At 73.1% G+C, this 26,113-nt stretch carries 25 protein-coding genes; 12 read left to right on the top strand and 13 right to left on the bottom strand.

Going from position 1 to position 26,113, the window contains the following annotated elements; translation table 11 throughout:
* Window positions 1-48: 48 nt before the first annotated feature.
* The 4 genes from ACZ4TR_RS24090 to ACZ4TR_RS24075 are packed head-to-tail and all read right to left on the bottom strand — an operon-like array spanning window position 49 to window position 3,271.
* Window positions 49-885 (bottom strand): alpha/beta fold hydrolase, encoded by an 837-nt coding sequence (locus ACZ4TR_RS24090; protein WP_465289119.1) that lies wholly within the window; start codon window positions 883-885, stop codon window positions 49-51.
* Window positions 886-899: 14 nt separating this feature from the next.
* The gene (locus tag ACZ4TR_RS24085) at window positions 900-1,631 is read right to left on the bottom strand and encodes a VOC family protein (protein WP_465289118.1); all 732 of its coding nucleotides are present in this window, start codon (window positions 1,629-1,631) and stop codon (window positions 900-902) included.
* A 58-nt stretch (window positions 1,632-1,689) separates the two neighbouring features.
* Window positions 1,690-2,460 (bottom strand): maleylpyruvate isomerase N-terminal domain-containing protein, encoded by a 771-nt coding sequence (locus ACZ4TR_RS24080; RefSeq protein WP_364522696.1) that lies wholly within the window; start codon window positions 2,458-2,460, stop codon window positions 1,690-1,692.
* Entirely contained in the window at window positions 2,450-3,271 is an 822-nt protein-coding gene (locus ACZ4TR_RS24075; RefSeq protein WP_465289117.1) for an SAV_6107 family HEPN domain-containing protein, read from the bottom strand. Before ACZ4TR_RS24075 ends, ACZ4TR_RS24080 begins: the two co-directional genes overlap by 11 nt.
* Window positions 3,272-3,493: 222 nt before the next feature.
* Here ACZ4TR_RS24075 and ACZ4TR_RS24070 point away from each other — a divergent pair, with 222 nt between their 5' ends.
* Entirely contained in the window at window positions 3,494-4,006 is a 513-nt protein-coding gene (locus ACZ4TR_RS24070; RefSeq protein ID WP_364522698.1) for a YbaK/EbsC family protein, read from the top strand.
* Window positions 4,003-4,575 carry a GNAT family N-acetyltransferase gene (locus ACZ4TR_RS24065; RefSeq protein ID WP_284741052.1) on the top strand — a complete coding sequence of 191 codons (573 nt, stop codon included), beginning with the start codon at window positions 4,003-4,005 and terminating at the stop codon, window positions 4,573-4,575. The genes ACZ4TR_RS24070 and ACZ4TR_RS24065 overlap by 4 nt, the downstream gene beginning before the upstream one ends.
* An 18-nt stretch (window positions 4,576-4,593) precedes the next feature.
* Here ACZ4TR_RS24065 and ACZ4TR_RS24060 read toward each other — a convergent pair whose 3' ends face one another.
* The 3 genes from ACZ4TR_RS24060 to metF all read right to left on the bottom strand — a co-directional run bounded on the left by ACZ4TR_RS24060 (window position 4,594) and on the right by metF (window position 8,418).
* The gene (locus ACZ4TR_RS24060) at window positions 4,594-5,466 is read right to left on the bottom strand and encodes a DMT family transporter (protein ID WP_465289116.1); all 873 of its coding nucleotides are present in this window, start codon (window positions 5,464-5,466) and stop codon (window positions 4,594-4,596) included.
* Window positions 5,467-5,802: 336 nt separating this feature from the next.
* A complete protein-coding gene (locus ACZ4TR_RS24055; protein WP_465289115.1) occupies window positions 5,803-7,491 on the bottom strand; it encodes a DUF885 domain-containing protein in 1,689 nt (562 codons plus the stop codon).
* A gap of 42 nt (window positions 7,492-7,533) precedes the next feature.
* Window positions 7,534-8,418 carry a methylenetetrahydrofolate reductase [NAD(P)H] gene (metF, locus tag ACZ4TR_RS24050; protein WP_465289114.1) on the bottom strand — a complete coding sequence of 295 codons (885 nt, stop codon included), beginning with the start codon at window positions 8,416-8,418 and terminating at the stop codon, window positions 7,534-7,536.
* Between the two features lie 49 nt (window positions 8,419-8,467).
* On the opposite strand from metF, the gene merB reads away from it, so the two are divergent.
* Genes merB through ACZ4TR_RS24025 form a run of 5 tightly spaced genes read left to right on the top strand, consistent with a single transcriptional unit; the run spans window position 8,468 to window position 13,491 of the window.
* A complete protein-coding gene (gene merB / locus ACZ4TR_RS24045) occupies window positions 8,468-9,157 on the top strand; it encodes an organomercurial lyase (protein ID WP_465289113.1) in 690 nt (229 codons plus the stop codon).
* A 60-nt stretch (window positions 9,158-9,217) separates the two neighbouring features.
* Entirely contained in the window at window positions 9,218-10,309 is a 1,092-nt protein-coding gene (locus tag ACZ4TR_RS24040) for a polyprenyl synthetase family protein (protein ID WP_465289112.1), read from the top strand.
* A gap of 1 nt (window position 10,310) precedes the next feature.
* Entirely contained in the window at window positions 10,311-11,792 is a 1,482-nt protein-coding gene (crtI, locus tag ACZ4TR_RS24035; RefSeq protein ID WP_465289111.1) for a phytoene desaturase family protein, read from the top strand.
* On the top strand, window positions 11,789-12,715 hold the full coding sequence (locus ACZ4TR_RS24030; protein ID WP_465289110.1) for a phytoene/squalene synthase family protein: 927 nt from the start codon (window positions 11,789-11,791) through the stop codon (window positions 12,713-12,715). The genes crtI and ACZ4TR_RS24030 overlap by 4 nt, the downstream gene beginning before the upstream one ends.
* Complete coding sequence (locus ACZ4TR_RS24025; protein ID WP_465289109.1) at window positions 12,712-13,491, top strand: LLM class F420-dependent oxidoreductase; 780 nt, start codon at window positions 12,712-12,714, stop codon at window positions 13,489-13,491. The genes ACZ4TR_RS24030 and ACZ4TR_RS24025 overlap by 4 nt, the downstream gene beginning before the upstream one ends.
* A gap of 52 nt (window positions 13,492-13,543) precedes the next feature.
* Here ACZ4TR_RS24025 and ACZ4TR_RS24020 read toward each other — a convergent pair whose 3' ends face one another.
* From ACZ4TR_RS24020 to ACZ4TR_RS24010, 3 genes are all read right to left on the bottom strand, one after another.
* Window positions 13,544-14,065, bottom strand: coding sequence for a CGNR zinc finger domain-containing protein (locus ACZ4TR_RS24020; protein ID WP_364529191.1), 522 nt, complete (start codon window positions 14,063-14,065; stop codon window positions 13,544-13,546).
* A 360-nt stretch (window positions 14,066-14,425) separates the two neighbouring features.
* Window positions 14,426-14,725, bottom strand: coding sequence for a hypothetical protein (locus ACZ4TR_RS24015; RefSeq protein WP_465289108.1), 300 nt, complete (start codon window positions 14,723-14,725; stop codon window positions 14,426-14,428).
* 460 nt (window positions 14,726-15,185) lie between these two features.
* Window positions 15,186-15,554: an Rv2175c family DNA-binding protein gene (locus ACZ4TR_RS24010; protein WP_465289107.1), complete on the bottom strand. Its 369-nt coding sequence runs from the start codon at window positions 15,552-15,554 to the stop codon at window positions 15,186-15,188.
* Between the two features lie 103 nt (window positions 15,555-15,657).
* Here ACZ4TR_RS24010 and pknB point away from each other — a divergent pair, with 103 nt between their 5' ends.
* From pknB to ACZ4TR_RS23985, 5 genes are all read left to right on the top strand, one after another.
* Entirely contained in the window at window positions 15,658-17,697 is a 2,040-nt protein-coding gene (gene pknB, locus ACZ4TR_RS24005; protein ID WP_465289106.1) for a Stk1 family PASTA domain-containing Ser/Thr kinase, read from the top strand.
* A complete protein-coding gene (locus tag ACZ4TR_RS24000; protein WP_284741042.1) occupies window positions 17,694-17,903 on the top strand; it encodes a hypothetical protein in 210 nt (69 codons plus the stop codon). Before pknB ends, ACZ4TR_RS24000 begins: the two co-directional genes overlap by 4 nt.
* Before the next feature lie 56 nt (window positions 17,904-17,959).
* Complete coding sequence (locus ACZ4TR_RS23995; protein WP_465289105.1) at window positions 17,960-19,465, top strand: SPFH domain-containing protein; 1,506 nt, start codon at window positions 17,960-17,962, stop codon at window positions 19,463-19,465.
* Window positions 19,466-19,622: 157 nt separating this feature from the next.
* Window positions 19,623-20,324 carry a hypothetical protein gene (locus ACZ4TR_RS23990; protein ID WP_465289104.1) on the top strand — a complete coding sequence of 234 codons (702 nt, stop codon included), beginning with the start codon at window positions 19,623-19,625 and terminating at the stop codon, window positions 20,322-20,324.
* A gap of 243 nt (window positions 20,325-20,567) precedes the next feature.
* Window positions 20,568-21,881, top strand: coding sequence for a wax ester/triacylglycerol synthase family O-acyltransferase (locus ACZ4TR_RS23985; RefSeq protein ID WP_465289103.1), 1,314 nt, complete (start codon window positions 20,568-20,570; stop codon window positions 21,879-21,881).
* A 97-nt stretch (window positions 21,882-21,978) separates the two neighbouring features.
* Here the strand turns inward: ACZ4TR_RS23985 and ACZ4TR_RS23980 are convergent, their stop codons facing one another.
* The 3 genes from ACZ4TR_RS23980 to ACZ4TR_RS23970 all read right to left on the bottom strand — a co-directional run bounded on the left by ACZ4TR_RS23980 (window position 21,979) and on the right by ACZ4TR_RS23970 (window position 25,911).
* On the bottom strand, window positions 21,979-23,370 hold the full coding sequence (locus ACZ4TR_RS23980) for a class II 3-deoxy-7-phosphoheptulonate synthase (protein ID WP_465289102.1): 1,392 nt from the start codon (window positions 23,368-23,370) through the stop codon (window positions 21,979-21,981).
* 180 nt (window positions 23,371-23,550) lie between these two features.
* Entirely contained in the window at window positions 23,551-24,942 is a 1,392-nt protein-coding gene (locus ACZ4TR_RS23975; protein WP_465289101.1) for an alpha/beta hydrolase, read from the bottom strand.
* An 81-nt stretch (window positions 24,943-25,023) separates the two neighbouring features.
* Complete coding sequence (locus ACZ4TR_RS23970) at window positions 25,024-25,911, bottom strand: trypsin-like serine peptidase (RefSeq protein WP_465289100.1); 888 nt, start codon at window positions 25,909-25,911, stop codon at window positions 25,024-25,026.
* Window positions 25,912-26,113: the final 202 nt, after the last annotated feature.

The raw sequence follows: 26,113 nt of genomic DNA, 5'->3' as shown, positions 1-26,113 counted from the left end.
GGTCCCGCGCGGTTGTTGCCGGGCCAGGACGCCGGTGTTTCGCTCAGGTCAGCGTTGGCCGGGGCCCGGCAACCCGGCCGAAACACTCGTCAGCCAGGACCGCAGCTCGGTCGCCAGGGCGACCGGGGCGTCCAGCTGGATGAGGTGACCGGCGCCGGCGACCGGGGTGAACGTCGCGCCGCGGATGCCCGCGGCCAGCCGCTCGCCGATCGGGACCGGGATCCACGTGTCCTCGGCACCCCAGAGCACGCGCACCGGGAAATCCACCCGGTCCAGTTCTGCCTCGTTCTCGGCCAGGTAGCGCTCGTCGTACGCGGCGATCTGGCGGTAGAACGCCGGCTGGCCTTCCTCGCCGAGCCACGGCGCGGCGAGCTCCGCGAGGTCGGCCTCCCGCAGTTCGCGGAAGCTCGCGTTGCCGATGTAGGCCCGGACCAGCGCCTCGTGGATGTACGGCGGCACCCGGGCGAGCACGTCCGGGTGCTCCTTGACGAGCTGGAAGAACGGCGAGCCCGACGGCGGGATGACCACGGCGTCGGCCATCAGCAGCGACGCGTACGGCACGCCGTGGACCAGGTGGGCGCGCAGCGACACGGCACCGCCGTAGTCGTGGGCGACGATGTGCGGCCGTTCGAGACCCCAGTGCGCGAGCAGCGCCTGGAAGGCCTCGGCCTGGACGCCGAAGCCGACCGGGTGGTCCGCGTCCTTCGAGGACCGGCCGTAGCCCGGCATGTCCCAGAGGTACACGGTGAAGTCTTCGCTCAGCGCTTTGGCGAAGGGCCGCCACAACGCCGACGACCACGGTGTGCCGTGGCAGAACACCACCGCGGGGCCGGATCCGGCCCGGTCCCAGGCGATCCGGCGCCCCTGCCACTCGAAGGTCTCCATGCTTCCAAGCTAGGTCAGCGCGGGGTCAGTACGCAGAACTCGTTGCCCTCCGGGTCCATCAGCACGCGCCACGGCAGCGCCGGGCCGACGAGGTCGGCGGGCGCCGCACCCGCCGCCACGACATCCGACACGACCTCCGCGTGCTCGGTACCCGACCGTGGCGCGACATCGAGGTGCACCCGGTTCTTGACCCGCTTCACGTCGTCGTTGCGAAGGAACTCGAGCCACGGCCCGCGGCCCGAAGGCGCGCGCAGCCCCACCAGGACGTCGCCCTCGCGGGCGCTGACCGGCAGACCCGTGATCCGCGCCCAGAAGTCCGCCAGGCGCTCCGGATCGTGGGCGTCGACCACGATCGAGGCCACCGCGCCCGACCCCGCGTACCGGCCACGGGGTTCGAGGACGCAGAACTCGTTGCCCTCCGGGTCGGCCAGCACGACCCACGGCACCGCGCCCTGTCCGAGGTCGACCCGGCGGCCGCCGAGCGCCAAGGCGCGCGACACCAGCTCTGCCTGGTGCGGGAGCGACGTGCTCGCCAGGTCCAGGTGGATCCGGTTCTTCACCTCCTTGGGCTCGGGCACGGGTACGAAAACGAGGTCGAGCTCCCAGCCGTCGGTGTCCGGGGCGCGCACGTCGACCTCGTCCGGCTCGTCGACCGCGACGCGCCAGCCGAGCAGCGCGGCCCAGAAGTCCGCCAGGACCCTCGGCCGCGCCGCGTCGATCACCAGGTTCACCAGGCGCGTGTTCATGCGCCGCAGGCTAACCGCCACCTCCGACAGTTCCGGTTCGGCTTCCCCACCGGCCGGATCATCGGGTCGCGAGCCGCAGCAGCGCCCAGAGCTGGGCCGCCTGGTCGTGCACGCCCCGGACGGTCACCGAGGTCAGGGACGACCGGCCCCACAACCACAGGTAGAGCCGCCCGGGTTCGGCGGCCGTGACGACGTCGTCCGCGGCCTCGGCCTCCTCGGCCGAACAGCGCCAGGCCTCGGTGGCCTCGGGTCCGGCCCGCGCGATCCAGCTGTGCGCGCCGGCGCGCACGCCGACCGAGCCCGCCTTCGTGCCGGTCAGCCCCAGCATCGGCAGCTTCTGCCCGAACCAGAGGGTCAGCGCCTCGTCGATGCCGTCGATCGCCAGGTCCTCGGCGACGCCGCGCTGCTCCGCGCCCGCCGCCTGCTCGACGTCGACGCGGTGGACCAGCGTCTCGTGCAGCATCCGCCGCCGCCAGAACCCGTACGTCGGATCGGCCGGCCACCACGTGTCGGCGCGCTCTTCCGGGTCGTGCGCGGCCAGCTCGTCGAGCAGTTCGGCCAGGCCGGTCTCCAGATACGCCGCCAGGCTCTGGCCCGGCTCGGGGTCGCGCTGCCAGTCTTCGGGGTTGCGGCCGTCGGCCAGCCGGCGCCGGACCATCCGGTAGAGACTCCCGACGTGCCGGGCCACCTCGGCGGCCGACCAGCCCGGGCAGGCGGGCACCGGCGCTTCGGCGGGCGCCGCGTGGACGGCTTCGGCCAGCACGCGGCCTTCGATCCCCAGCGCCGTGAGCAGCCGCCCGCGGTCGACCGGGCCGTGCTCACGCGACATGGGCTTCCCCGGTGATCGGGAGGCCGTGCACCAGGCGGCGGACCAGTTCGAGGAACGGCGTGGCGGCGCGCACCAGTTCGGCGGCCGACTCCGCGGTGACCTTGCCGGTGATCCCGGCCTGCGCGGCGGCGCGCGTGGCCGAGTTGCCCGCGAAGAAAGCCGACCACTCCCGCAGTTCGGGGGCGACGGAGTCGAGCAGCACCCAGGTGCTGGCCGGCCGCGCGCGGCCCCGGTGCGGCCGTCCCCGGGCGGCGAGCACGGCGGCGGCGCCACGCAGCGCGGCGAGGTAGGCACCGATGAAGCGCTCGGCGGGAGCGGTCTCCCGCTCGGCCTCGGCGAGCCCGCGCCGGGCTTGGGCGAGCAGGCCGGCGGCAACGGGCGCCGCGGGCGGCCGCAGGGACATGGGCAGCTCGGACTGGCTGCGCTCAGGGTCGGCGGGCGGCTCGGTCTGCACACCGGCGGCGGGCGGAGTGGGCGGGCGCAGGGATTCGGGGAGCTGGGCTTGCGGGGAGTCCGCGATGGGTGGGCGCAGCGAGGCCGGCAGCTCAGGCTGCTCCGAGTCAGCCGGCACCGACGAAGCCTGCTCAAGCTCCCCATCAGCGGCCGGCGGGCGCAGGGACATCGGCAGCTCAGGCTGCCCCGGGTCGACCGCCGCGGGCGGGCGCGGGCGGCCCTCGCCGTCGGGTGCCGGGCGGGTTCGGCGGGGGCGGCCGTGGTGGGTGCCGGCCGCGGCCGGGGTGACCGGCGGGCGCAGCGGCATGGGCAGCTGCGGCTGCCCGGACTCCGTGGGGGACACGACCTTGACGGACATGACGACCCTCCTCCTGCGCGGGGTGAGCCCGATCGAGCACCCGGCGGCAGGACGCTTCCCCCGCCCCGCCGCCGGGCACCTGACCGGTGCGCGCTCACCGATGTCGAACGCTTGTTCGAACAATTTCCAGAGTAACCCCGACCCGGTGTCCGCTCAACCCCACGGGTGGAATCCCCGGACGTGGTGCGGGACACCAGGTCGGTGGCGTGATCTCATAGGTTCATGAGTTCGCTGGACCACCCCGCCGTCGCCAAGGTGGCGGCCGCGCTGGCCGAAGCCGGGCAGCACGCCGCCGCCGAGGGCATCCGCGTGCTGCCCGCCGAGGTCCGGACCGCCGCGCAGGCGGCCGAAGCGCTCGGCGTGCCCGTGGGGGCCATCGCCAACAGCCTCATCTTCCGCCTGGGGTCCGACAAAAAAGCGCTCCTCGCGCTCACCTCGGGCGCCCACCGCGCGGATCCGGCCACTCTCGAGCGGCTGGCCGGGGCCGGAATCGGCAAGGCCGACGCCGATTTCGTGCGGGCGCACACCGGGCAGCCGATCGGCGGCGTCGCCCCGGTCGGGCACCCCGAGCCGCTGCCGACGCTCGTCGACACCGCGCTGCGCGCCCACGACGTCGTGTGGGCCGCGGCCGGGCACCCGAAGACGGTGTTTCCCACGACCTTCGCCGAGCTGGTGGCGTTGACCGGGGGCACCCCGGGCGCGCTCGCCGGCGCGGAGGAGAATGGCCAGCCGTGACCGCGATGCCCGCCGGCTGCTCCCGCTACGTCCAGCTCTCCTCGGACGAGTTCCGCGCCCGCCTGCCCGAGGCGCTGGACATCTACGTCCGGGCGATGCGGTACCCGGCAGGCACCGCCGAGCAACGCGCGCCGATGTGGCTCACCCACGCGCTGCGTGAGGGCTGGCGCTGCATGGCCGCGCTCGACGCCGACGACGTCCTGCTCGGGCTCGCCTACGGCTACCGCGGCCGGGCCGGGCAGTGGTGGCACGAGCAGGTGCGCCACGGCCTGAGCCGCCGCTTCGGGCCCGAAGCGGCGGAGCGCTGGCTGTCGGACTACTTCGAGCTGACCGAGATCCACGTCAAGCCGGAGAACCAGGGTCACCAGATCGGCGAGGACCTGCTACGCGCGCTGCTGGACGGCGTGCCGAGCGCGAACGTCCTGCTGTCGACGCCCGAGGGCACCAGCCGGGCGTGGAAGCTCTACCGGCGCACCGGGTTCGTCGACGTCCTGCGCGACTACCACTTCGCCGGTGACCCGCGGCCGTTCGCGATCCTCGGGCGGGCGCTGCCCCTCGACTCGCGCTGAGCCGAGGAGCAGCACCGGTCAGCGCGGTTCGGGGCGCCAGTACCCGATCCCCAGCGCCGCGACCAGGACGGCGGCGCCGCACCAGGCCGTGACGCCGAGCCGTTCCCCGAAGAGCGCGGCGGACAGCACCGCGGCCGTCAACGGCTCGAGCACCGCGGACAGCGCCCCGAGGACGGGGTGCGCCGTCGCCAGGCCACGCAGGTAGGCGGCGTAGGCGAGGGCGGTCGGCACCGCGCCGAGGTAGCAGGCGGCCGCGAGGACGTCCGCGTGCAGCGGCAGCGCCATGCCCGTCCAGCTCGCCACGGGGGTGAGCAGGAGACCACCGGTCAGGCAGCCGAACGCCGTCGTGGCCAGCGGGTCGAGGCCTTCGACCGGCTTCGCGGTGAGCAGCGTCAGGGTCGCGAAGCCCGCCGCGGCGAGGAGCGCGAAGCCGAGGCCTCCGACGAGGTGGGCGGGTTCGTCCGGTGACCAGCGGAGCAGCACCAGGCCGGCGAGCGTGCCGGCGAGGGAGAGCACCGTCCAGCGGTGGGGCCTGCGCACCACCGCGAGCGTGACGACGACGGGTGCGGCGCCGATGGTGGTCATCGTGGCGATGCTGACCGAGCTGAGCGACACCGCGGCGAAGTAGCTCGCCTGGAAGAGGGCGAACAGCGCGCCGACGGTGAGAAGCCGCTTCGCCGCTTCGGCGGTGCGGGGGAAGGCGCCGCCTTTCAGCAGGACGAAGAGGGTCGCGACACCGCCGCCGACGAGCAGCCGGTACGCGGCGACGGCGAGCGGGTGCAGGCCGGCGAGCTGCCCGAGCAGCGAGCCGGCGAGGCCGCCGGTGCCCCAGAGGACACCGGCGAGAACGAGCGCGGCCGAGGACCGGGCGCGCGTGGACAGGGTTGCCAAAGGAACGCTCCTGCGTCGAAGGAAAAGGGAGTTCGACGACGCGGGGCGGTGCACAAGACGAATCAGCCGCGGGCCCTGGAGGCCACGCGGCTGGGGACCACCCCGCTCAGGCGCGGGGCGGTGGGGTGACGAAGAGAATTCGGCGCACGGGGCGAACTTAACGGCGAGGCTGTATGGGCGCGACGGGTTTTCCACAGGGTGGCGGCATTGTGGACAGCCGGGCCCGGGCCCGGCTCTCCGGCAGGTTTTGTCGGGAGGGGCCGATAAACTGGACGTGGGACGCCCCCCCCAGGGAGGGCGGGGCCCCGCCGCGGATCGGGCGGGGCCGCGCACACCTCAGTCCAGCTGGGCCAGCTGCTCCCGCAGGGTGTCCAGCCCCATCCCGCCCAGCCGCAGCGCCTCCATGTGGAACCGCTTGATGTCGAACGCTCCACCCGCGCGGGCCTGGGCCTCCGAACGGGCCGCCAGCCACAGCCGCTCGCCGATCTTGTACGCCGGGGCCTGGCCCGGCCAGCCCAGGTACCGGTCGATCTCGTCGCGGACGTGTGCTTCGTCGGTGATCGTGCGGGTCAGCATGAACTCCAGGCCCAGCTCCGGGGTCCACCGCGCGCCCTCGTGGAAGCCCGTTCCGGCCGGGATCGGGAGCTCCAGGTGCATGCCCAGGTCGACCACCACCCGCGCCGCGCGGAAGAGCTGCTCCGACAGCATTCCCAGCAGGTCGCCGTCGTCGGAGAGGTAGCCCAGCTCCTCCATCAGGCGCTCCGAGTACAGCGCCCAGCCCTCCGCGTGCCCCGACGTGAACGCCATCAGGCGCCGGTACTTGTTCAGCCCCTCGGACTGGTCCACCGCCGTCGCGATCTGGAGGTGGTGGCCCGGCGCTCCCTCGTGGTACACCGTGCTCGTCTCGCGCCACGTGACGAACTCGTCGCGGCCGGCCGGCAGGGACCACCACATCCGGCCCGGGCGGGTGAAGTCCTCGCTCGGGCCCGTGTAGTACGCGCCCACTCCACCACCCGGCGGCGCGATCTTGCACTCCAGCGCCATCACGCGATCCGAAATCTCGAAGTGCTTGCCGCGCAACGACTTCAGCGCCTCGTCGGAGAGGTGCTGCATCCACGCCTCGAACTCCGTGCGGCCGCGGACGCGGTAGCGGGGGTCCGCGTCCAGCACCGCCGCGGCCTCCGTCAGGGAAGCACCGGCCTTGACGCGGTTCGCGACCGCGCGCATCTCGGACTCGATCCGGGCGAACTCCGCCCAGCCCCACTCGTAGGCTTCGCGCAGGTCCAGCGCCGCGCCGACGAAGTACCGCGACCACAGGCGGTAGACGTCCTCGCCGACGGCGTCCTTGACCGGGGCCTTGGGCGCCAGCTCGGCCCGCAGGAACCCGGCGAACTCCGCGAACGCCTCCTCGGCGGCCCGCGCGCCGTGCGCAAGGTCTCCCCTGAGCGCTTCACCCTGTGAAGACGCGCCGCCGACGAGCCGGCTGAAGTACCCCGTCTCGTCCTTCAGCCCCGCCCACGTCTCGCACTGCTCCGCCACCTTGCCGACCTGCCGCAGCGCCGCGACGCGCCCCGCGTCGGCCGCCGTGAGCAGGCCGTTGCGGACGTTCGCGAGCGCCTGCGGGACCTCGCCGAGCCGGGCCGAGACGACCGACCAGTCCTCCTCGGTGTCGAGCGGCATCAGGTCGAACGCCATCCGCAGCTCCTGCACCGGGCTGGAGATGACGTTGAGGCTCGCCACGTCGAGGCCGGCCTCGTGGATCTCCAGCTCCAGGCCGACGCGCTCGGTGAACACGGCCTTCGCGGCGCGCTCGGCGGCGTCCCGGGGCTCGGCGGCCGTGACGGCGGCGTGCGCCCGCGAAGCCAGGCCGGCGCGCTCGGCGAACCCGTCCGCCGAGTAGTCGGTCAGGCGGTGGTCGTGACCCTTGATGCCGTAGGCGGTCGCCGCGACCGGGTCGGCGGCCGCGTATTCGTCGACGTAGCGGTCACAGATCCCGTGCACGCCATCGGAAGCAGTAGAAGCCATGCGCCGCACGCTACCGAACCAGTCATGGCCCGCGGTACGGACTTAAGCACGGGCCGGGACGAGCCCCAGCCGCGCGATGACCTCGCGGGTCGCCTTCGACCGGTTGAACGTGTAGAAGTGCAGGTTCGGCACGCCCTCGGCGATCAGCTTCTCGCACAGCTCGGTGGTGACGTCGATGCCCGCCGCGCGGAACGCCTTGGGGTCGTCGGCCAGCGGTTCGAGCCGGTCCAGGAGCTTGCGGGGCGCCGGGGCGCCGGACAGCTTGATCGTCGTCTGCAGGGTCCGCATCGTCGTCAGCGGCATGACACCGGGCAGCACCGGGACCTCGCAGCCGGTCGCGGCGACCCGGTCGCGCAGGCGCAGGAAGTCCTCGGGGTCGTGGAACAGCTGCGCGATCGCGAAGTCCGCGCCCGCCCGCAGCTTGCGGACCAGGTACTTCGTGTCCGACTCCAGGTCGGCCGAGCGCGGGTGGCCGTAGGTGTACGCCGAGACGCCGACGCAGAAGTCGCCCAGTTCACGGACCAGCTGCACCAGCTCTTCGGCGTAGGTGAGGCCCTCGGGGTGCGGGATCCAGTCGCCGTAGACGTCGCCCGGCGGGTCGCCGCGCAGCGCGAGGATGTTGCGGACGCCGACCGAGGCGTACCAGCCGATCACGTTCCGCAGCTCGGCGACGGTGTGGTTGACGGCGGTCAGGTGCGCCATCGGCACCAGCGTGGTCTCGGTGGCGACGCGCGCGATGCTGCGGACCGTGCCGTCCCGGCTGGAGCCGCCGGCGCCGTAGGTGATCGACATGTAGGCCGGGTCGTACGGCTCGAGCTCCCGGATCGCCTTCCAGAGGACGGCCTCGTCCGCCGCGTCCCGGGGCGGGAAGAACTCGATGGAGAACTTCGGCCCTTCTCCTCGCAACCGCTCGATCACCGACGTCATACCCGAATGTTAAAGGTCTCCGGGACTAAACTGGTCACGGGAGTGAGCCATGCGGGATGACGACGCGAGCTGGGACGAGGACGTGCGCCTCGCCGTCTACCGCGCCTTCGCCGCCCGTGGCCGCGCGCCGTCGGCGCCGGAGCTGGCCGACGCGGCGGGCGGCTCCCTGGCCGTCGCCAAGCAGGCGCTGCACCGCCTCGCCGCGGCCCACCACCTGGTGCTCGACGAGTGCGAGCACGTCGTGCTGGCCCACCCGTTCGCGGCGAAGTCGCTCGGGTTCTCGGTGATGGGCACGCACACGCTGTGGTGGGGCGGCTGCGCGTGGGACTCCTTCGCCATCCCGCACCTGGTGGCCGGGGAGCCGGACGTGCTCGTCGCGACCCGCTGCCCCGGCTGCGGTCAGCCGCACGCCCTGGTCGTGGCGCGCACCGCGCCGCCCGAGGGCGCGCAGGTGGCGCACTTCCTCGTGCCCGCCGCGCGGATGTGGGACGACGTGCTGCACACCTGCGGCCACCAGCGGCTGTTCTGCGACGAGTCCTGTGTGGACGCCTGGCTGGCGGCGACCGGGCGGGCCAAGGGGTACGTGATGGACCTGGTCACGCTCTGGCGGCTCGCCCGCGGCTGGTACGAGGGCCGGCTCGAACGCGGCTACCGGCGGCGGGAACCGGACAGCGCCGTCGCGTACTTCGCCGAAACGGGCCTGACCGGGCCGTTCTGGGCGGCCCCGGCCCGAGTCTGATTCGCCACATCCGGGTGCCCCGGCACCCCGCGCCCCCGCCGGTTCCGCGAGGATGACGGTATGAACGCGCCCGTTTCCGACGCCGCCCTGCCCGCCCACGTAGAGCGCGCGCTGGCCGGGTTCCTCGGCCGGGCGAGCGCGGAAATCGTGGCGACCGAGCCGACCGTGAAGGCCGGGATCGACGCGCTGAGCGGGTTCGTGCTGACCGGCGGCAAACGCTTGCGTCCCACGTTCGCCTGGTGGGGCTGGCGCGGCGCGGGCGGCGACCCGGCGGGGCCGGACGCCGAGGGCGTGCTGCAGGCCGTGTCCAGCCTCGAGCTGATCCAGGCGTGCGCGCTGATCCACGACGACCTGATCGACTCCTCCGACTCCCGCCGCGGTTTCCCGACCGTGCACATCGCGGGCGCGAAGCTGCACGCCGACCAGGGCTGGCTCGGCTCCCCCGCGGCGTTCGGCCTGGCCACCGCGGTGCTCGTCGGCGACCTGGCCCTGGCCTGGGCGGACGACATGTTCGCCGAAGCGCCGCTGCCCGCGGCGACCCTGGCCGCGGCCCGGCCCGCGTGGCGCGCGATGCGCACCGAGGTGCTCGCCGGGCAGTACCTCGACGTCCGCACGCAGGCCACCGGCGACGCCTCCGTCGAGGCCGCGCTGAAGATCGACCGGCTCAAGACGGCCGCCTACACCGTGCAGCGGCCGCTGCACCTCGGCGCCGCGCTCGGCGGGGCCTCCCCCGAGCTGATCACCACGCTGCTGGAGTTCGGCGGCGAGGTCGGCATCGCGTTCCAGCTGCGCGACGACCTGCTGGGCGTGTTCGGCGACCCGTCGGTCACCGGCAAGCCCGCCGGCGACGACCTGCGCGAAGGCAAGCGCACGCTGCTCGTCGCGCTCGGCCTGCAGCTCGCCGCCGAGAAGGGCGAGACGGCCGCGGCCACCGTGATCGCGGACGCGATCGGCGACGCGGACCTCTCCGACGAGGGCGTGGAAACCGTCCGGATGGCGTTGCAGCAGGTCGGCGCGGTCGACGCGGTCGAGCGGCGGATCGACGAGCTGACCACCGCGGCGATGGCCGCCCTCGAGCGCGCGCACCTGGCCGAGCCCGCGCCGGAGGCGCTGACCCGGCTGGTCGTCAAGGCCACCCAGCGGACGTACTGACGTGCGCACGAACAATAGATCCATCGGGGCGGCCGACCACGTCGTCGTGATCGGCGCCGGGCTGGCCGGGCTTTCGGCGACCCTGCACCTGCTCGGCGCCGGACGGCGCGTCACGCTGCTGGAACAGGCGGGCGCCCCGGGCGGGCGCGCCGGGCAGGAGACCTTCGACGGCAACGCCGTGGACACCGGCGCGAGCGTGCTGACCATGCCCGAGCTGCTCGAAGAGGCGTTCGCCGCGGTCGGCGAGCCCCTGGCCAAGAACCTGCGCCTGACCCGGCTCGACCCGGCGTACCGGGCACGGTTCGCCGACGGCCGCGAGCTGGCCCTGCACACCGACGGCGACGCCATGGAGGCCGAGATCCGCGCCTTCGCGGGCGGCCGCGAGGCGGCGGGTTACCGGGCGCTGCGACGCTGGCTGACCGAGCTGTACGCCGCGCAGAAGGACCGGTTCCTGGCGACGAACTTCGACTCGCCGTTCGACCTGGCCCGCCCCGAGCTGGCGAAGCTCGCGGCGCTGGGCGGGTTCGGCCGGCTCGGCCCGCGGGTCGGCCGCTACCTGCTCGACGAGCGGGTCCGGCGGCTGTTCACCTTCCAGGCGCTCTACGCCGGTCTCGACCCGGCGACCGCGATCGGCGCGTACGGCGTCATCGCGTACATGGACACCGTCGGCGGCGTCTACTACCCCGAAGGCGGGATGGGCGAGATCGGCCGGGCGATGACCGGCGCGGCGACCCGGGCGGGCGCGGACGTACGGTTCGGCACCGAAGCCGCGTGGCTCGAGCGGGTGAATTCGCGGGTGCGCGCAGTCCGCACGCGCTCGGGCGAGCGGATCGCCTGCGACGCCGTCGTGCTCGCCACCGAGCTGAGCGCGGCCTACCGGCTCATCGGCGCTCGGCCCCGCCGGCCGGTGCCGCTGCGGTACTCGCCGTCGGCCGTCGTCCTGCACGGCCGGGCGACGCGGGCGTGGGACCTCGGGCACCACACGATCTACTTCGGCGACGCCTGGGAGCGCACGTTCGCGGAGATCATCCGCGAGGGGAAGCTCATGAGCGACCCGTCGCTGCTGGTCACGCGCCCGACGGCGACCGACCCGGGGCTGGCCGGGCGCGGCGGCGAGATCGTCTCGGTGCTCGCGCCGGCCCCGAACCTGCGTCGCGGGCCGATCGATTGGGAGCGCGTACGCGAGCCGTACCGCGAAGAGCTCCTTCGCACGCTCGAAGCGCGGGGGCTGACCGGGTTCGGCGACGAGTTCACCGTCGACGAGACCATCACCCCGGCGGACTGGGCGGCGCGCGGGCTCGCCGCCGGGACGCCGTTCTCGCTGGCGCACACGTTCGCGCAGACCGGCCCGTTCCGGCCGGCGAACCTGGTGCGCGCGGCCGGCAACGTGGTGCTCGCCGGCTGCGGCACGACCCCCGGCGTCGGCATCCCGCCCGTGCTCATCTCCGGACGACTGGCTGCGGAAAGGATCACCGGCCGGTGAACGAACTCGACGCCGCGGGCATCACCGAGCCCGCGCTGCGCGCCGCCTACACCGAGTGCCGCCGCATCAACGCCCACCACGGGCGCACGTTCTTCCTGGCCACCCGGCTGCTGCCGGCGCGGGCCCGGCCTGCCGCGCACACGCTCTACGGGTTCGCGCGGATGGCCGACGAACTGGTCGACAACCCTTCCCCGGGCAGTGACCCGGCGACCGAGCTGGACCGGGTGGGCGCGCTGGTCGACGTCGTCTTCGACGGCGGAACCCCGGCCGACCCGGTGCTCGCGGCGCTGGCCGACACGGTGCGCCGGTACGGCATCGAACGCGGCCTGTTCGACGCGTTCCTGAAGTCCATGCGGATGGACCTTTCGCCGGTCGAGTACACGACGTTCGCCGAGCTGGGCGAGTACATGTACGGCTCGGCCGCGGTGATCGGGCTGCAGATGCTGCCGGTGTTCGGCACGGTCGGCGCCTTGGCGGACGCCGAGCCGGGTGCGATCGCGCTGGGCGAGGCGTTCCAGCTGACGAACTTCCTGCGCGACGTCGGCGAGGACCTCGACCGCGGCCGGCTGTACCTGCCTCGGGCGGAGCTGGCGGCCTTCGGCGTCTCGCGAGCGTTGCTGGAGGAGCGGCGGCCGGACCCGCGGATCCGCGCGGCCCTGGCGTACTTCGTCGCGCGGACGCGGGCGGTGTACCGGCGGGCCGAGGCCGGGGTTTCGCTGCTGCGCCCGGAATCGCGGCCGTGCGTGCGGACGGCGTTGACGCTGTACGAGGGGATCCTGGACGAGATCGTGGCCCTGGACTACGACATCCTCACCAGGCGGGCGGTGGTGCCGAAGTCCCGCAGGCTGGTGGTCGCGCTACCCCCCTTGGCCACGGTTTGGGCGCGCGAGACGTTCCGGGGCGGTCGTAGGCTGCGGTCATGACCGAACGACGCATCCGGATCGGCCTGCAGCTCCAGCCGCAGCACGCCGACTACGACACCATCCGGCGCACCGCCTCGGCCGCCGAGGACCTCGGCGCCGACATCGTCTTCAACTGGGACCACTTCTACCCGCTGTACGGCGATCCCGACGGCGCGCACTTCGAGTGCTGGACGATGCTCGGCGCGTGGGCGGAGTCGACGTCCCGCGTGGAGATCGGCGCGCTGGTGACCTGCAACAGCTACCGCAACCCCGAGCTGCTGGCCGACATGGCCCGCACGGTCGACCACATCTCCGGCGGGCGGCTCATCCTCGGCATCGGCTCGGGCTGGTTCGAGAAGGACTACGACGAGTACGGCTACGAGTTCGGCACCGCGGGCGGCCGCCTCGACGACCTGGCCGAGTCGCTGCCGCGCATCGAGTCGCGCCTCGGCAAGCTGAACCCGGCGCCGACCCGCAAGATCCCGGTCCTCATCGGCGGCGGCGGCGAGAAGAAGACCCTCAAGCTGGTCGCCAAGCACGGCGACATCTGGCACGGCTTCGGCGACCCGGAGGTCGTCGAGCGCAAGGTGAAGATCCTCGACCAGCACTGCGGGGACGTCGGCCGCGACCCGGCCGAGATCGAGCGGTCGTGCGGCGTCCAGGGCGAGCCGGACGAGCTGGGCCCGAAGCTGCTGAGCCTGGGCGTCACGACGTTCACGGTCGGCGTGGGCGGCCCGGACTACGACCTGGGCGCCCTCAAGTCGTGGATCGCCTGGCGCGACAAGACCGGCGCCTGACCTCGGTCCGTGAATGTCGCATTGAGGGACTCAGAGTCCCTCAATGCGACATTCACGGCTTTTGGGCCCGGTGGGCGGCGACCCGCTCCCGCGTAGCGCAGCGGGGCGAGCAGTAGCGGCGCGGACTGCCGCCGCCGGTGTGGGCGAACGGCTTCCCGCACGACGCCGAAGCGCACAGCCCTCCCGGCACGTCCTGGCGCTCGGCCAGCAGCGCCGCCAGCCCCAGCGCCGACGACGTCACCAGCCACGCTCCCCACGGGCCGTCGTCCGCCGCGTCCGCGTGCAGGTGCCAGCCGTAGCCCTCTTCGTGGTCCGTCAGGCGCGGGGGACTCGCGTAAGCGGCGAAGAGCCGATTGAGCACCGCCGCCGCCGAAGCCGCGTCGGGTGCCGCGAACACCGCCCGCAGCTCCACCGCCGCCGCGCGCAGCTCCGCCACGTCTTCTGAAGACAGCCGGACGTCCGGTTCTCCGTGGGACCGCAAGACGCGGGTGATCGCGGAAGGCTCCGCGTCGAAGAGCAGAACACCCAGCAGGTCGACCGCGCGCTGCACGGAATCCCGGTGCGGAAAGGCCATGCCCCACTGTAACGTCTTGTGAATGATAAGGCGTTACCTGGTCGGGGCGACGCTGGCGAGGACCGGCGACGAGCTGTCCGGCCCCGCCCTCCTGCTGCTCGGCCTCCGAGAAGGCCCGCACGCCGGTTCCGCGCTGCTCGCCGGCCTGACCGTGGCCGCCGCGGTGGGCGGGCCCGTCTTCGGGGCCTTCCTCGACCGCAGCCCGGCGCCGGGGCGGCTGCTCGCCACCGCCCTGCTGGGCTACGCGGGCGGGATCGCCCTCGTCAGCGCCGCCTTCGGGCACCTGCCGCTCGAAGCCGTGGTCGGGGTGGCGATGGTGACCGGCCTGCTCAACCCGGCCATCGCCGGCGGCTGGACCGCTCAACTGCCCGCCGTCGCCGGGCCGAGGCTCCAGAAGGCCAGCCGCCTCGACGCGCCGACGTTCACCGCCGCCGCCCTGGCCGGTCCCGGGCTCGCGGGACTCCTCGGCGGTCCGGCCGGGCTCGCCACCGCCGTCGTCCTGGTCGCCGCCGCCGTCCCGGTGGCGTGGGCCCTCCCCCGCAAACGCCGCACGACCAGGACCCGCCTCAAGGACGGCTTCACGGTTCTCGTGCGCAACGCCCCGCTGAGGCGGGCGACGTGCGCGTCGACGATCTCCTGCGCGGGCATCGGGATGGTCACCGTCTGTTATCCCCTGCTGGGCGCGGAGCACCTGCGCGGCCCGGCCGACGGCGCCCTGCTGCTGACGGTGCTGGCGACCGCGTCCCTGCTGGCCAACGCGGTCTTCGCGCGGCACCCGCTGCCGTGGTCCCCCGACCGGACGGTCTGGCTGAGCACGCTGGTCCTGGCCCTGAGCTGCACCGTGGCCGCGCTCGCGCCCGGCGTCCCCGGACTGGTCGCGGCGGCCGCGATCGCCGGGGTCGGCGAAGGACCGCAGCTCACGGCGTTGTTCGCGATCCGCCACCGCGAAGCGCCGGAGCACGTCCGGGCGCAGGTGTTCACAACGGCGGCGAGCGTGAAGATCACCGGTCTCGCGGCCGGGGCGGCCGCCGCCGGGCCCCTCGCGACCTGGTCGCTCCCGGCGTGCTTGATCGCCGCCGCGGCTGTCCAGCTCAGTGCCGCGGCGGTCTGTCTGCGCAGGTCAGAAGGCCATCGCCTGGGCGCGCCGCTTCACCTCGGTGCCGTGGCTCGTGCGCAGGGCGTTGATCGGGGTGCTGCCCGGCAGGCTCTCGTCGGTCTCGAAGAGCCACCGCAGCATCTCGGTCCGGGAGAACCCGGAGTCCGCGAGCACCGTGATCGTCCCGGCGAGACCCTTCACGATCCCGTCCTTGACGAAGAAGGCGCCGGGAACGCACAGGTCACCGCCGCGCTTGAAGGCGATCAGCTGCCCGTCACGCAGCATCTGGCGGACCTTGTTGGCGGAGGTCCCGAGGACGTTCGCGACCTCTCCCAACGGGAGGACCGCGATGGCGGTGTCGAGGACGTCGTCGGCGACAGGAATCCCACTCACACGTGACACTCTGCCACATTCCGCACTCACGCCCGTTAGTGCGCACGGGTGACCCGCCAGGTCTCCTCCACCAACCGTGTGCGGTTCCGTACGATCCATACTCGTGACTCGCACCCAACCCGGCCTGGTCGGCACGCTCCTCGAGCAGCGCTACCGGGTGGACCGGCTGCTCGCCCACGGGGGGATGTCTTCCGTCTACCGGGGGACCGACACCCGGCTGGACCGTCCGGTCGCGATCAAGATCATGGACCCGCGGTTCGCCGACGACCGGTCGTTCGTGGACCGGTTCGTCCGGGAGGCGCAGTCGGCGGCGCAGTTGCACCACCCGCACGTGGTGGCGGTGCACGACCAGGGCTTCGACCTGCCCCAGGGCGCCGAGTCCGGGCTCGCGTTCCTGGTCATGGAACTGGTCGACGGCGGGACGCTGCGCGACCTCCTGGAGGACAAGGGCCCGCTGGACGTCGCGCTGGCGCTGAGCGTCGCGGAGCCGGTGCTCTCGGCGCTGGCCTCCGCGCACCGGGCGGGCCTGGTGCACCGGGACGTCAAGCCGGAGAACGTGCTGATCGGCCGGTCCGGGCCGCACACCGGCGGCGTCGTGAAGGTCGCCGACTTCGGCCTGGTGCGGGCCGTGGCGAGCGCGGGCACGACGAGCTCGAGCGTCATCCTGGGCACGGTCGCCTACCTGTCGCCGGAGCAGGTCGCGACCGGCTCGGCGTCCGCACGGGGTGACGTCTACTCGGCCGGCATCCTGCTCTACGAAATGCTCACCGGGCAGGTGCCCTACACCGGCGACACCGCGATTTCGGTGGCGTACCGGCACGTGAACGACGACGTCCCGCGGCCGAGCGAGCTGCGCCCCGACCTGCCGCCCGCGCTGGACGAGCTGATCACCCGCGCGACCCGGCGGGACCCGGCGCTGCGCCCCGCCGACGCCGGGGACTTCCTCACCGAGCTGACGGCGGTGCGCGCGCAGCTGGGCCTGCTGCCGGTGACCGTGCCGGTCCCCGTGTCCCACGGCCAGGGCGACCTCGCCGACACCGAGCGCACGCTGCCGCGGATCCCGCAGGTGCTGCCGGACACCGAGAAGACGATGCCGGTGCACCGCCCGAACGCGACGCGGGCGCTGAGCCACCCGGGCACCCCGCCCCCGGGCATCACCCAGCAGATCCCGCCCGTGCGGCCGCCGGTGCCGCGGCGCCGGAGCGAGCCCGAGCCGGACAAGCCGGCGGACAACCGGAAGCGGATCGCCATCATCGCCGGCGCGGTGCTGCTGTTCGGCGGGCTGCTCACGGCGTTCATCTTCATGGTCACCGACACCGGCGGCGACAAGACCGCGTCCGTGCCGAAGCTGGTCGGGCTGAACCAGGCCGCGGCGGGTGACGCGCTGCGGGCGGTGAAGCTGACCCCGCAGTTCAGCCAGGAGTACGACAACTCGGTGCCGTCGAACACCGTGCTGCGGGCCGAGCCCGCGGAGGGCACGCCGCTGGCGCCGAACTCGACGGTGTCGGTCGTGCTGTCGAAGGGCCGCCCGGCGGTGCCGGACATCCGGCCGGGCACCGCGCTGCCCGACGCCGAGCAGGCGATCAAGACCGCGCAGCTGACGCCGGTCCGCGGCACCGACGACTACGACGCCGAGGTCCCGCAGGGCGCGGTCATCCGCACCACGCCGGGCGCCGGCAGCCAGCTGAACATCGGCGGCCAGGTCACGCTCATCGTGTCGAAGGGCCCGATCCCGCTGCCGCCGGTCCCGGACGTCAGCGGCCGGAACAAGGACGAGGCGTTCCAGCTGCTGCAGCAGGCCGGCTTCGAGCCGTTCCAGGCGGGCGAGGAGTTCAAGCAGGAGGTCCCGGGCGGGGCCGTCACCCGCACCGACCCCCCGGCCAACTCGCAGGCCAAGGAGAAGCGGATCGGCGTCTTCGTCAACAACGCGGTCCAGGTGCCGGACGTCCGGTTCCGCTCGTTCGACGACGCCCAGAAGATCCTCGAGCAGGCCGGGCTGAAGGCCGACCGCGACGGCGGCCGGGGCCGCGGCGGGCCCGGTGGTGGGGGCGGCGGGTTCGACTTCGTCTTCCAGCAGGACCCGCAGCCGGGCACGTTCGTGCAGAAGGGCAGCAAGGTCAAGCTGAAGGGCTTCGGGGGATGATCGGCAGCCGAGGCCGCGTGACCGGCACGATCGGCCCCGGCCTCATCGGCGAGGTGCTCCTCAACGTCCGGGGCGGCACGGAGGCGTTCTACGCCTACCCGGCCGACCCGGACGCGACCTTCTCCTCCGGCACCCAGGTGCTCGTGGTCGACTTCGAACCCCCGCGCACGGTTTATGTCGAGCGGTGGCAACCGCTGGGCCGCTGACGGCGTCGAAGAGGCACCAACACAACCTGACAACAGAAAACGAGGGGGTCGGTGCCATGAGTCTCGTCGAAGTCCTGCTGTACGCGGCGGGTGGGCTCATCGTCGTGCTGATCGTGGTCTTCGGGGTCCTGCGGCTGCTGTACAAGGTCGCCGAGCCGAACGAAGCGCTGATCATCTCCGGGCTGGGCGTGCGGGTCGACCGCGCGGACACCGCGGACAGCCTGGGATTCAAGATCATCACCGGCCGCGGGGTGAACGTGATCCCCGGGTTCCAGACCGCGCGGCGCCTGTCGCTGGACACGCGCGGGGTCAACCTGCAGGTTTCGTGCGTGACCAAGCAGGGCCTGCCCGTCACCGTGCGGGCCGTCGTCATCTACAAGGTCGGGGACGACTTCGCGTCGATCGCCAACGCCGCCCGCCGGTTCCTGGACCAGCAAAAGGGCATGAACGACACGATCCACGAGCTGTTCTCCGGGCACCTGCGCTCGATCGTGGGCGGGCTGACCATCGAGGAGATGATCCACAACCGGGACGCGCTCACCGGTGAGGTGCGCCAGTCCTCGGCCACGGAGATGATCAAGCTGGGGCTGATCGTCGACTCGCTGCAGATCCAGGAGATCGACGACGAGTCGGGCTACATCAACAACCTCGGCAAGCCGCACGCCGCCGCGATCGCCGCGTCGGCTCGTATCGCGGAGGCGCAGCGCGACCAGGAAGCCGCCGAGGTCGAGCAGATGTCCGCGGCGAAGAAGGCGGCCGCGGTCCGCGAAAGCCAGATCCAGCAGGCCGGCTACCAGGCCGAGGTCGACCAGGCGCGGGCGAAGATGTCCCAGTCGGGTCCGCTGGCCGAGGCGACCGCGCGCCAGGAGGTCGTCGTCCAGGAGACCCGGGCGGCCGAGCTGGAAGCGGCGCTGGCCGAGCAGCGGCTGCAGTCGCAGGTGCGCAAGCCGGCCGACGCGAAGGCGTACGACACGCGGACCGCGGCGGACGCCGCCCGTGACGCTTCGATCGCCAAGGCCCAGGCCGAGGCGAAGGAGACCGAGCTGCGGGCCGCGGCGGACGCGACCCGCGTGAAGACGGCCGCCGAGGCCGAGGCGCAGGCCACGAAGGCGCGTGCCGAGGCGATGGCGGGCGCGACCCGGGCGACCGGTGAAGCCGAGGCGGCCGCGGCCAAGGCCCGCGGTCTCGCGGAGGCGGAAGCCGCGAAGGCGAAGGGTCTCGCCGAAGCGGAGTCGGCCCGGGCGAAGGGCCTGGCCGAGGCGGACGCCATCAAGGCGCGCGCCGCGGCGCTGGCCGAGAACCAGGAAGCCGTCGTCGCGCAGCAGCTGGCCGAGCGCTGGCCGGAGATCGTCGAGGCGGGCGCGAGCGCGTTCGGCAACGTCGACCACATGGTCGTGCTCAACGGCGCCGAGGGCATGTCCGACATGTTCGCGAAGGCGCTGTCGCTCGGCGGGACCGGTCTCGGCCTGGCCCGGCAGCTGATGGACGCGATGGCCAAGCCGACCGAGAAGGAACTCGAGAAGAAGGCCGTCTCCAACGGCGAACTGAAGCTGACCGACTAGGAACTCGAATCGAGCGACCGGTGAGTGACGCTGCGTACGGCCCTTGTGTCCCGGATCACGGGAGGCAGGGGCCGTACGCCCGTTCGGGGGCGGCAATTCCCGGGCGGTTGTCCTACCGTGGGCGCATGGTGCCGGACAGCGGGTCGCGGGCCGCCCGATGAGCTTCTTCACCGGCGGTCCCCGCGAGCGTCCCCTGTTCCCCGTGCCTGAGCAGGAGCTCTACGCCTTCAACGGCCGGCACTGGACCGATCCCCCGCGCGAGCACATCGTCCCGGCGGTGCTGCCGCTGGCGCAGCCGCTGGGCCGGTCCGAACGCACGATCGTCGCGCTGCGGGCCGTCGAGGTCTGGCCGCAGTCGCTCACGCTGCGCATCACGGTGTACTCCCGGGACAGCCTGGTCGACGACCCCGCCGAGGGCCTGATCGACCACCGGCGCAAGCCCGACTACAACGGGCTGCTCATCGGCGTGCTCTACGCCGACGGCAGCCGGGCGAGCTCCGAGACGATCTCGGTGCCGTCGGCGTCCGAACCGGAAGAACCGGTGCTGCGGGCGCAGCCCGTCGGCGGCACGCGCTTCGCCGTCGAGCACGAAGTGTTCCTGTGGCCGCTCCCGCCGGCCGGCCCGCTGAAGCTGGTCGTGCAGTGGACGGACCGCGAGATCGCCGAGACGCGCACGACGCTCGACGGCGGCGCGATCCGGGCCGCCGCGAAGGACGCCGCGGAGATCTGGCCGGGGCTGGGCAAGCGGCAGGCGAACGGCCTGCCGGTGCGCCGCGTCGGCAAGCAGGTGGCGCTCACCCCCGAATGGGGGACGCCGGTGGTGCGGGCGGAAGAACCCGGGTCCACCCCCGCGGAGTAGCGCGTTCCGTGCTCTGTGACCCCGCGCACCGGCACCCGGGGTATCTCGAATGGATGAACGGGGTGGGTAGTTAGCGTCGTGGAAACACTTCGACCACCCGGCCGTCATGTCGGGCTGGTGCAGTGCTGTCACCGGGGCGCCGCCCCGGGCCGGGGGCTCCGCCACCCGGACCCCCGAAAGACGCCGGTTCTCCCCTTCCGACGCACGTGGCCGTGCACACTCGCGAACCCGGAAAGGTCGCCCATGGCAGGCTCTCCGCTCAGCGCGCTCGACGTCGCTTTCCTGTGCCTGGAAAGCGAGACCTCCCCGATGCACATGGGGGCGGTGGTCACTTTCGCCGGCCGCCGTCCGGTCGACCCCGCCGCGGTGACCGCCCTGCTGGCCGAACGTGCCGCCCGGATGCCGAAACTGCGCCAGCGGGCCCGCGCCGAGCTGTTCCCGCCGGGGTCGGCGAGCTGGGCCGACGACCCGGGATTCGTTGCGGCGGACCACATCCACCACGCGACCCTCAGTTCGCTGTACGAACCGGACCCCCTGACCGCGTACGCGTCGCGGTGGATCGCCGAGCCGCTCGACACGTCCCGGCCGCTGTGGCACCTCACCCTGGTCACCGGCCTGCCGGACGGGAAGTTCGCGCTGCTGCTGAAGCTACACCACGCGCTCACCGACGGTGCCGGCGCCTACGCGGTCGCGGCCGGCCTGCTCGACGGCGTCGAACTGCCGGAGCGGATCCCGGCGCCGCGGCCGATCCCGGCGCCGCGGTCCACTTTGGACACGGTGAAGGACGCGCTGGGCACCGTCTGGGGCCAGGCGAACGAGACGGCCGGGATCGCGTCCTCCCTGGTGCGTGCCGCGCGGCCACCGCTGTCGCCGGTGTCGGCGCCGACGTCGGCCGAACGACGGCTCGGGTTCGTCCGGCTCCCGCTCGCGGACCTGCGCCAGGTGCGCAAGGCCCACGGCGGCACGACCAACGACGTCGTGCTGGCGGTGCTTTCCGGCGCACTGCGCGAATGGCTGGTCAACCGCGGCCACCGCGCCGACGGCCGCACGCTGCGCGCGCTGATCCCGGTGAGCGTGCGCGGGCGGGCGGGCGGCCAGGTCGGCGGCAACAAGCTGTCGGGGTACCTGTGCGACCTCCCGGTCGGCGAGGACGACCCGGCCGAGCGGCTGCGGGTGGTCCGCCGGGCGATGACCCGCAACAAGGCGGCGGGCCCGAGCCGCGGCGCGGGCGCGCTCCCGCTGCTGGCCGACCGTGTCCCGCCGCTGCTGCACCGGCTGGGCACGCGCACGGCGGGGCTGGCCGCGCCGATGCTGTTCGACCTGGTGATCACGACGGTCCCGGTGCCCCCGGCCCGCCTGTCCCTCGGCGGCGCCCACCTGGCGGAGCTCTACCCGTTCGTCCCGCTGGCCCCGCGGCACGCGGTCGGCATCGCGGTGGCGACGTACCGCGATTCGGTCCACATCGGACTGCAGGTCAACGGCGAAGCGGTCCCGGACGTCGGCTCCCTGCGCGACGCGGTGCTGAAGGCCGCGGACCGCCTGCTCGACGCCTCCTGACCCCAGCGCCCCAATGTGGCCTTGGGTGCGTCCAACGCACCGAAGGCCACATTGGGTGCGTTCAACGCACCGAAGGCCACATTGGGGCGCTTGAGACTCAGCCGCGGAGCATCTCCGCGACCAGGAACGCCAGCTCCAGTGACTGCTGGGTGTTCAGGCGCGGGTCGCAGGCCGTCTCATAGCGGCCCGACAGGTCGATGTCCGAGATCTCCTGGGCGCCGCCCAGGCACTCCGTGACGTCCTCGCCCGTCAGCTCCACGTGGATGCCGCCCGGGTAGGTGCCCAGCTGGTTGTGGACCTCGAAGAAGCCCTGGACCTCGTCGACGATCCGGTCGAAGTGGCGGGTCTTGTAGCCGGTGGACGACTCGTGCGTGTTGCCGTGCATCGGGTCGCACTGCCAGATGACCTTGTGCCCGGACGCCTCGACCCGCTCGACGATGCCCGGCAGCACCTCGCGGACGTTGCCGTTGCCCATCCGCGCGATCAGCGTCAGCCGGCCCGGCTCGTTGCGCGGGTCGAGCCGCTCGACGTACTCCGCGGCCTGCTCCGGCGTGGTCGTCGGGCCGATCTTCAACCCGATCGGGTTGGCCAGCAGCTCGGCGAACGCGATGTGCGCGCCGTCCAGCTGCCGGGTCCGCTCGCCGATCCAGAGGAAGTGCGACGACAGGTTGTACAGCTTCGGGTTCGCCGCGTCGGCGTTGTCCAGGCGCAGCATCGAACGCTCGTAGTCGAGCAGCAGCGCTTCGTGGCTGGCGAAGATCTCGGTGGACTGCAGCGACGTGTCCGTCACCCCGCAGGCCGACATGAACCGCAGGCCGCGGTCGATCTCGTTGGCCAGCGCCTCGAAGCGCTGCGCCGCCGGCGACGCCGAGACGAAGTCCTTGTTCCAGTCGTGCACCTGGTGCAGGTCGGCCATGCCGGCGCCGGTGAGGGCGCGGACCAGGTTCATCGCCGCGCCCGCGTTCGCGTAGGCGCGGATCATCCGGCCGGGGTCCGGCACGCGCAGCTCGGGCTTCGCGACCAGCGAGTTGATGATGTCGCCGCGGTAGACCGGCAGGCCCAGGGCGTCCGTCGCGGCCGAGCGCGGCTTCGCGTACTGGCCGGCGATGCGCCCGACCTTGACCACCGGCAGGCTCGCACCGTAGGTCAGCACGACCGCCATCTGCAGCAGCGTGCGCAGGTTGGCGCGGATGTGCGGCTCGGTGTTGGACTCGAACGTCTCCGCGCAGTCACCGCCCTGCAGGAGGAAGGCCTCGCCGCGGGCGACCATCGCGAGCCGGCCCTTGAGGCGGTCGATCTCGGCCGGGACCGTGATCGGCGGCACGCTCTCCAGCACGCCGCGGACCCGCCGGGTCGCGTCCGGGTCGGGCCACTCCGGCTGTTGCGCCGCGGGCAGGGCCAGCGCCTTGTCGAGCCGCGCCCGCAGCTCGGGCGGCAGCGGCGGCAGTTCGGGCAGGGTGTCGACGGGGACGTCCACAGTCCAGTTCACGAACACCAGGATAGGGTTCGCGCCCCGCTCCTCTTCGCCCGGTTCGCCACGGGACTGGCGGATCCCTCGAAGTGTGGCCCGGGACGCACCCGGTTCTCGCCGCCGAGCTGGGAACTCGTGCCCAGCTCGGCGGCCGGGATCCGCACGGCGCGAGAACCCCGGAGAGGGAAACCGACTCCCTCACCGAGCAGATCGGCAGGAGCCGTCCGCCGCGGGGAAGACCCCGTCGCGTAGATAGCCCAGCACCACGGCGTTCCCGCACGCGTTCTCCCGCGTGAAGACGCCGTGGCCGCCCGCGTCGACGGTCACCATCCGCGCCCGGTTCCCGAACGCCGCCCGCGTTTCGCGCGCTCCCGAAAGCGGGGTCGCCGGGTCGCGCAGGTTCTGCACCAGCAGGACGTTCGCCGGCCCGGGGCCGCCGACGCGCACCGGCGGTTCGGTGCGCTCGACGGGCCAGAACGCGCACGGGTTCACGTTCGCCGCGGCCGGGCCGAACATCGGGTGCCACGCTCGCTCACGCTCGACCGCGCGCTGGTAGAAACCGATCCGCTCGGGCCAGTCGGAGTCGTTGCAGATCACCTGGAGCTGCAGCGACGCCCGCGTGTCGCCGTCGAGCGGTCCGGCCGCGACGCGCGCGGTGCCCGCCCACTCGGCGGCCAGCGCTGGGAAGGACGCGTCGTCGTAGAGCCCGTTCCACGTGTTCGACCGGAACTCCGGTCCGCGGACGGCGGCCAGCTCGAAGAACTTCGCCGTCACCGCCGCCGGGGTCCGCCCCAGGTGGTAGGTGTCGTCGCGGGCGGCGGCCCATGCGGCGAAGTCGGGGAACCGGTCGTCGAACCCTTCGGCGAAGCCCTGGTTGGCGCGTACGTCGAGGCCGCGCGGGCCGAGGACGCTGTCGAGCACGATCCGGTCGCCGCGGGCGGGGAACATCGACGCGTAGGCGGCGCCGAGGTAGCTGCCGTACGAGAGCCCGTAGTAGGAGATCTTCTTCTCCCCCAGCGCTTCCCGGACGCGGTCGAGGTCACGCGCGGTGTTCGCGGTCGTCATGTGCGGCAGCAGGTCCGCCGTCGCCGCCTCGCCGCACTGCTTCGCGACGACACGCGCTTTCGCCGCAGTGGTCACGACGTCACGCGGGCCGTCCGCGTAGGGGCCGAGCACGGCGCCACGCTGCTCGGCCGTCATGGCGCACGTCACCGGGGTGCTGTAGCCGGTGCCGCGCGGGTCGAAGCCGATGACGTCGTAGGCGTCCGGCAGGCCGGATCCGCCCATCCGCTGCAGCAGCTGGGCGGGCATGGCGAGCCCGGGGCTGCCCGGGCCGCCGGGGTTCATCAGCAGCACGCCGCGGCGCTTGCCCGGAGTGCCGGCGTGCCGGGACAGGGTCAGCTCGATGGTGCGCCCGGGATGGGCGTAGTCGAGGGGCACGCGCAGTCTCGCGCACTCGAGCCCGGCCGTGGGCGACGGCGACATGCCGTAGTCCGGGCAGGGCGTCGTCCACGCGAGACGCGGTGACGCGTTCGCCGGCGGCGCGGCGAGCAGGGGCAAGAAAGCCAGGAGTACCAGGAGTTTTCGCATACCCCGACCCTGGCCCGGCGGGAGCGCGCGGACGTCAGCCCGGAGGCCGGACCCTCGGGTCCTCCCCCGGGCTGACGGCGGTCACGCGGCTTGCGCGCGGTTGTACAGGTTCTGCGCGTCGGTGCCGAAGTACGGCCCGAACATGTACCCGGGCAGGAAGGTGTAGCCGAAGCTGTTCACCGAAGCCTGGACGCCGGATCCGGTGCCCTCGTCGAACGACAGGAACCACGGCCCGCCGCTGGAGCCGCCGGTCATGTCGCACCGCATGCCGTGGTCCTGGGTCAGCAGGAAGTCCGTGAACGTGCTGCCGCTGCAGTAGATCAGCTTCGTGCCGTCGTACGGCGCCGCGGCCGGGTAACCGAAGGTGTACATGCTCTGGTTCTTCGGCTGGTTGAAGGCGATGCCCTGCGCGCCGACGACGTCGGTGAGCCGCTGGCCGTTCAGCGGGTTCACCACGGCCATGCCGACGTCGTAGTTCATGTCCTCACTGGCTTCCCACTGCGGCGTGGTGAGCGTGGTCTTGGCCGCCCACTGGCCGTAGGGCGCGTTGCCGTTGTCGTAGCCGGGGACGAACGTCCACTGCGTGTGCCAGGTGCCCTGGTACTTGACGCAGTGCCCGGCGGTGACGACGACGCTGCCGTTGGTGCTCGTGACGGCGTCCCCGGAGCAGGAGGCGTTCTGGCCGTTGAAGACGAAGAACACGCGCCCGGCGGTGTGCGTGACCTGGCCGCCGCCGGTCCAGGCACCGCCGCCGTTCGGAATGCTCCGGATGATCGCGCTCTGCCCTCTGGCCACGTCTCTGGGCGTGAAGGCCGGCGCTTTGACGAGGTTGTCCATCGGGACGGCCGCCCGCATGGCGTCGGGCGTCCAGAAGGGTTTCGGCGCGGCCTGGGCGGGCGCGCCGACCAGGGCGAACGCGAGGGAGAGGACCGCGGTGACGACCGCTGTCCGGAGAGCCGTGTGCTTCAAGACGCCCACCTTCCGCCGAGGTGAATTGCCGCGAAACCGGCACAGTTACTCGAAAGTAGTTGCCCGTGTGCACAGGGCACAGCCACCGTTCGGCCCAAAAGCGAAACCGTCGAAGGCCGCCTCACCAGCGGCACGGCTTCCGACGCGCAGGGCTCCCGAGCCCCGGCTGACCCCGAAGCGCGGGAGCCGGCGGTGACCTCGC

Source organism: Amycolatopsis sp. NPDC028719 (assembly GCF_055565395.1).
This window is presented reverse-complemented; position numbering and strand designations above follow the sequence as displayed.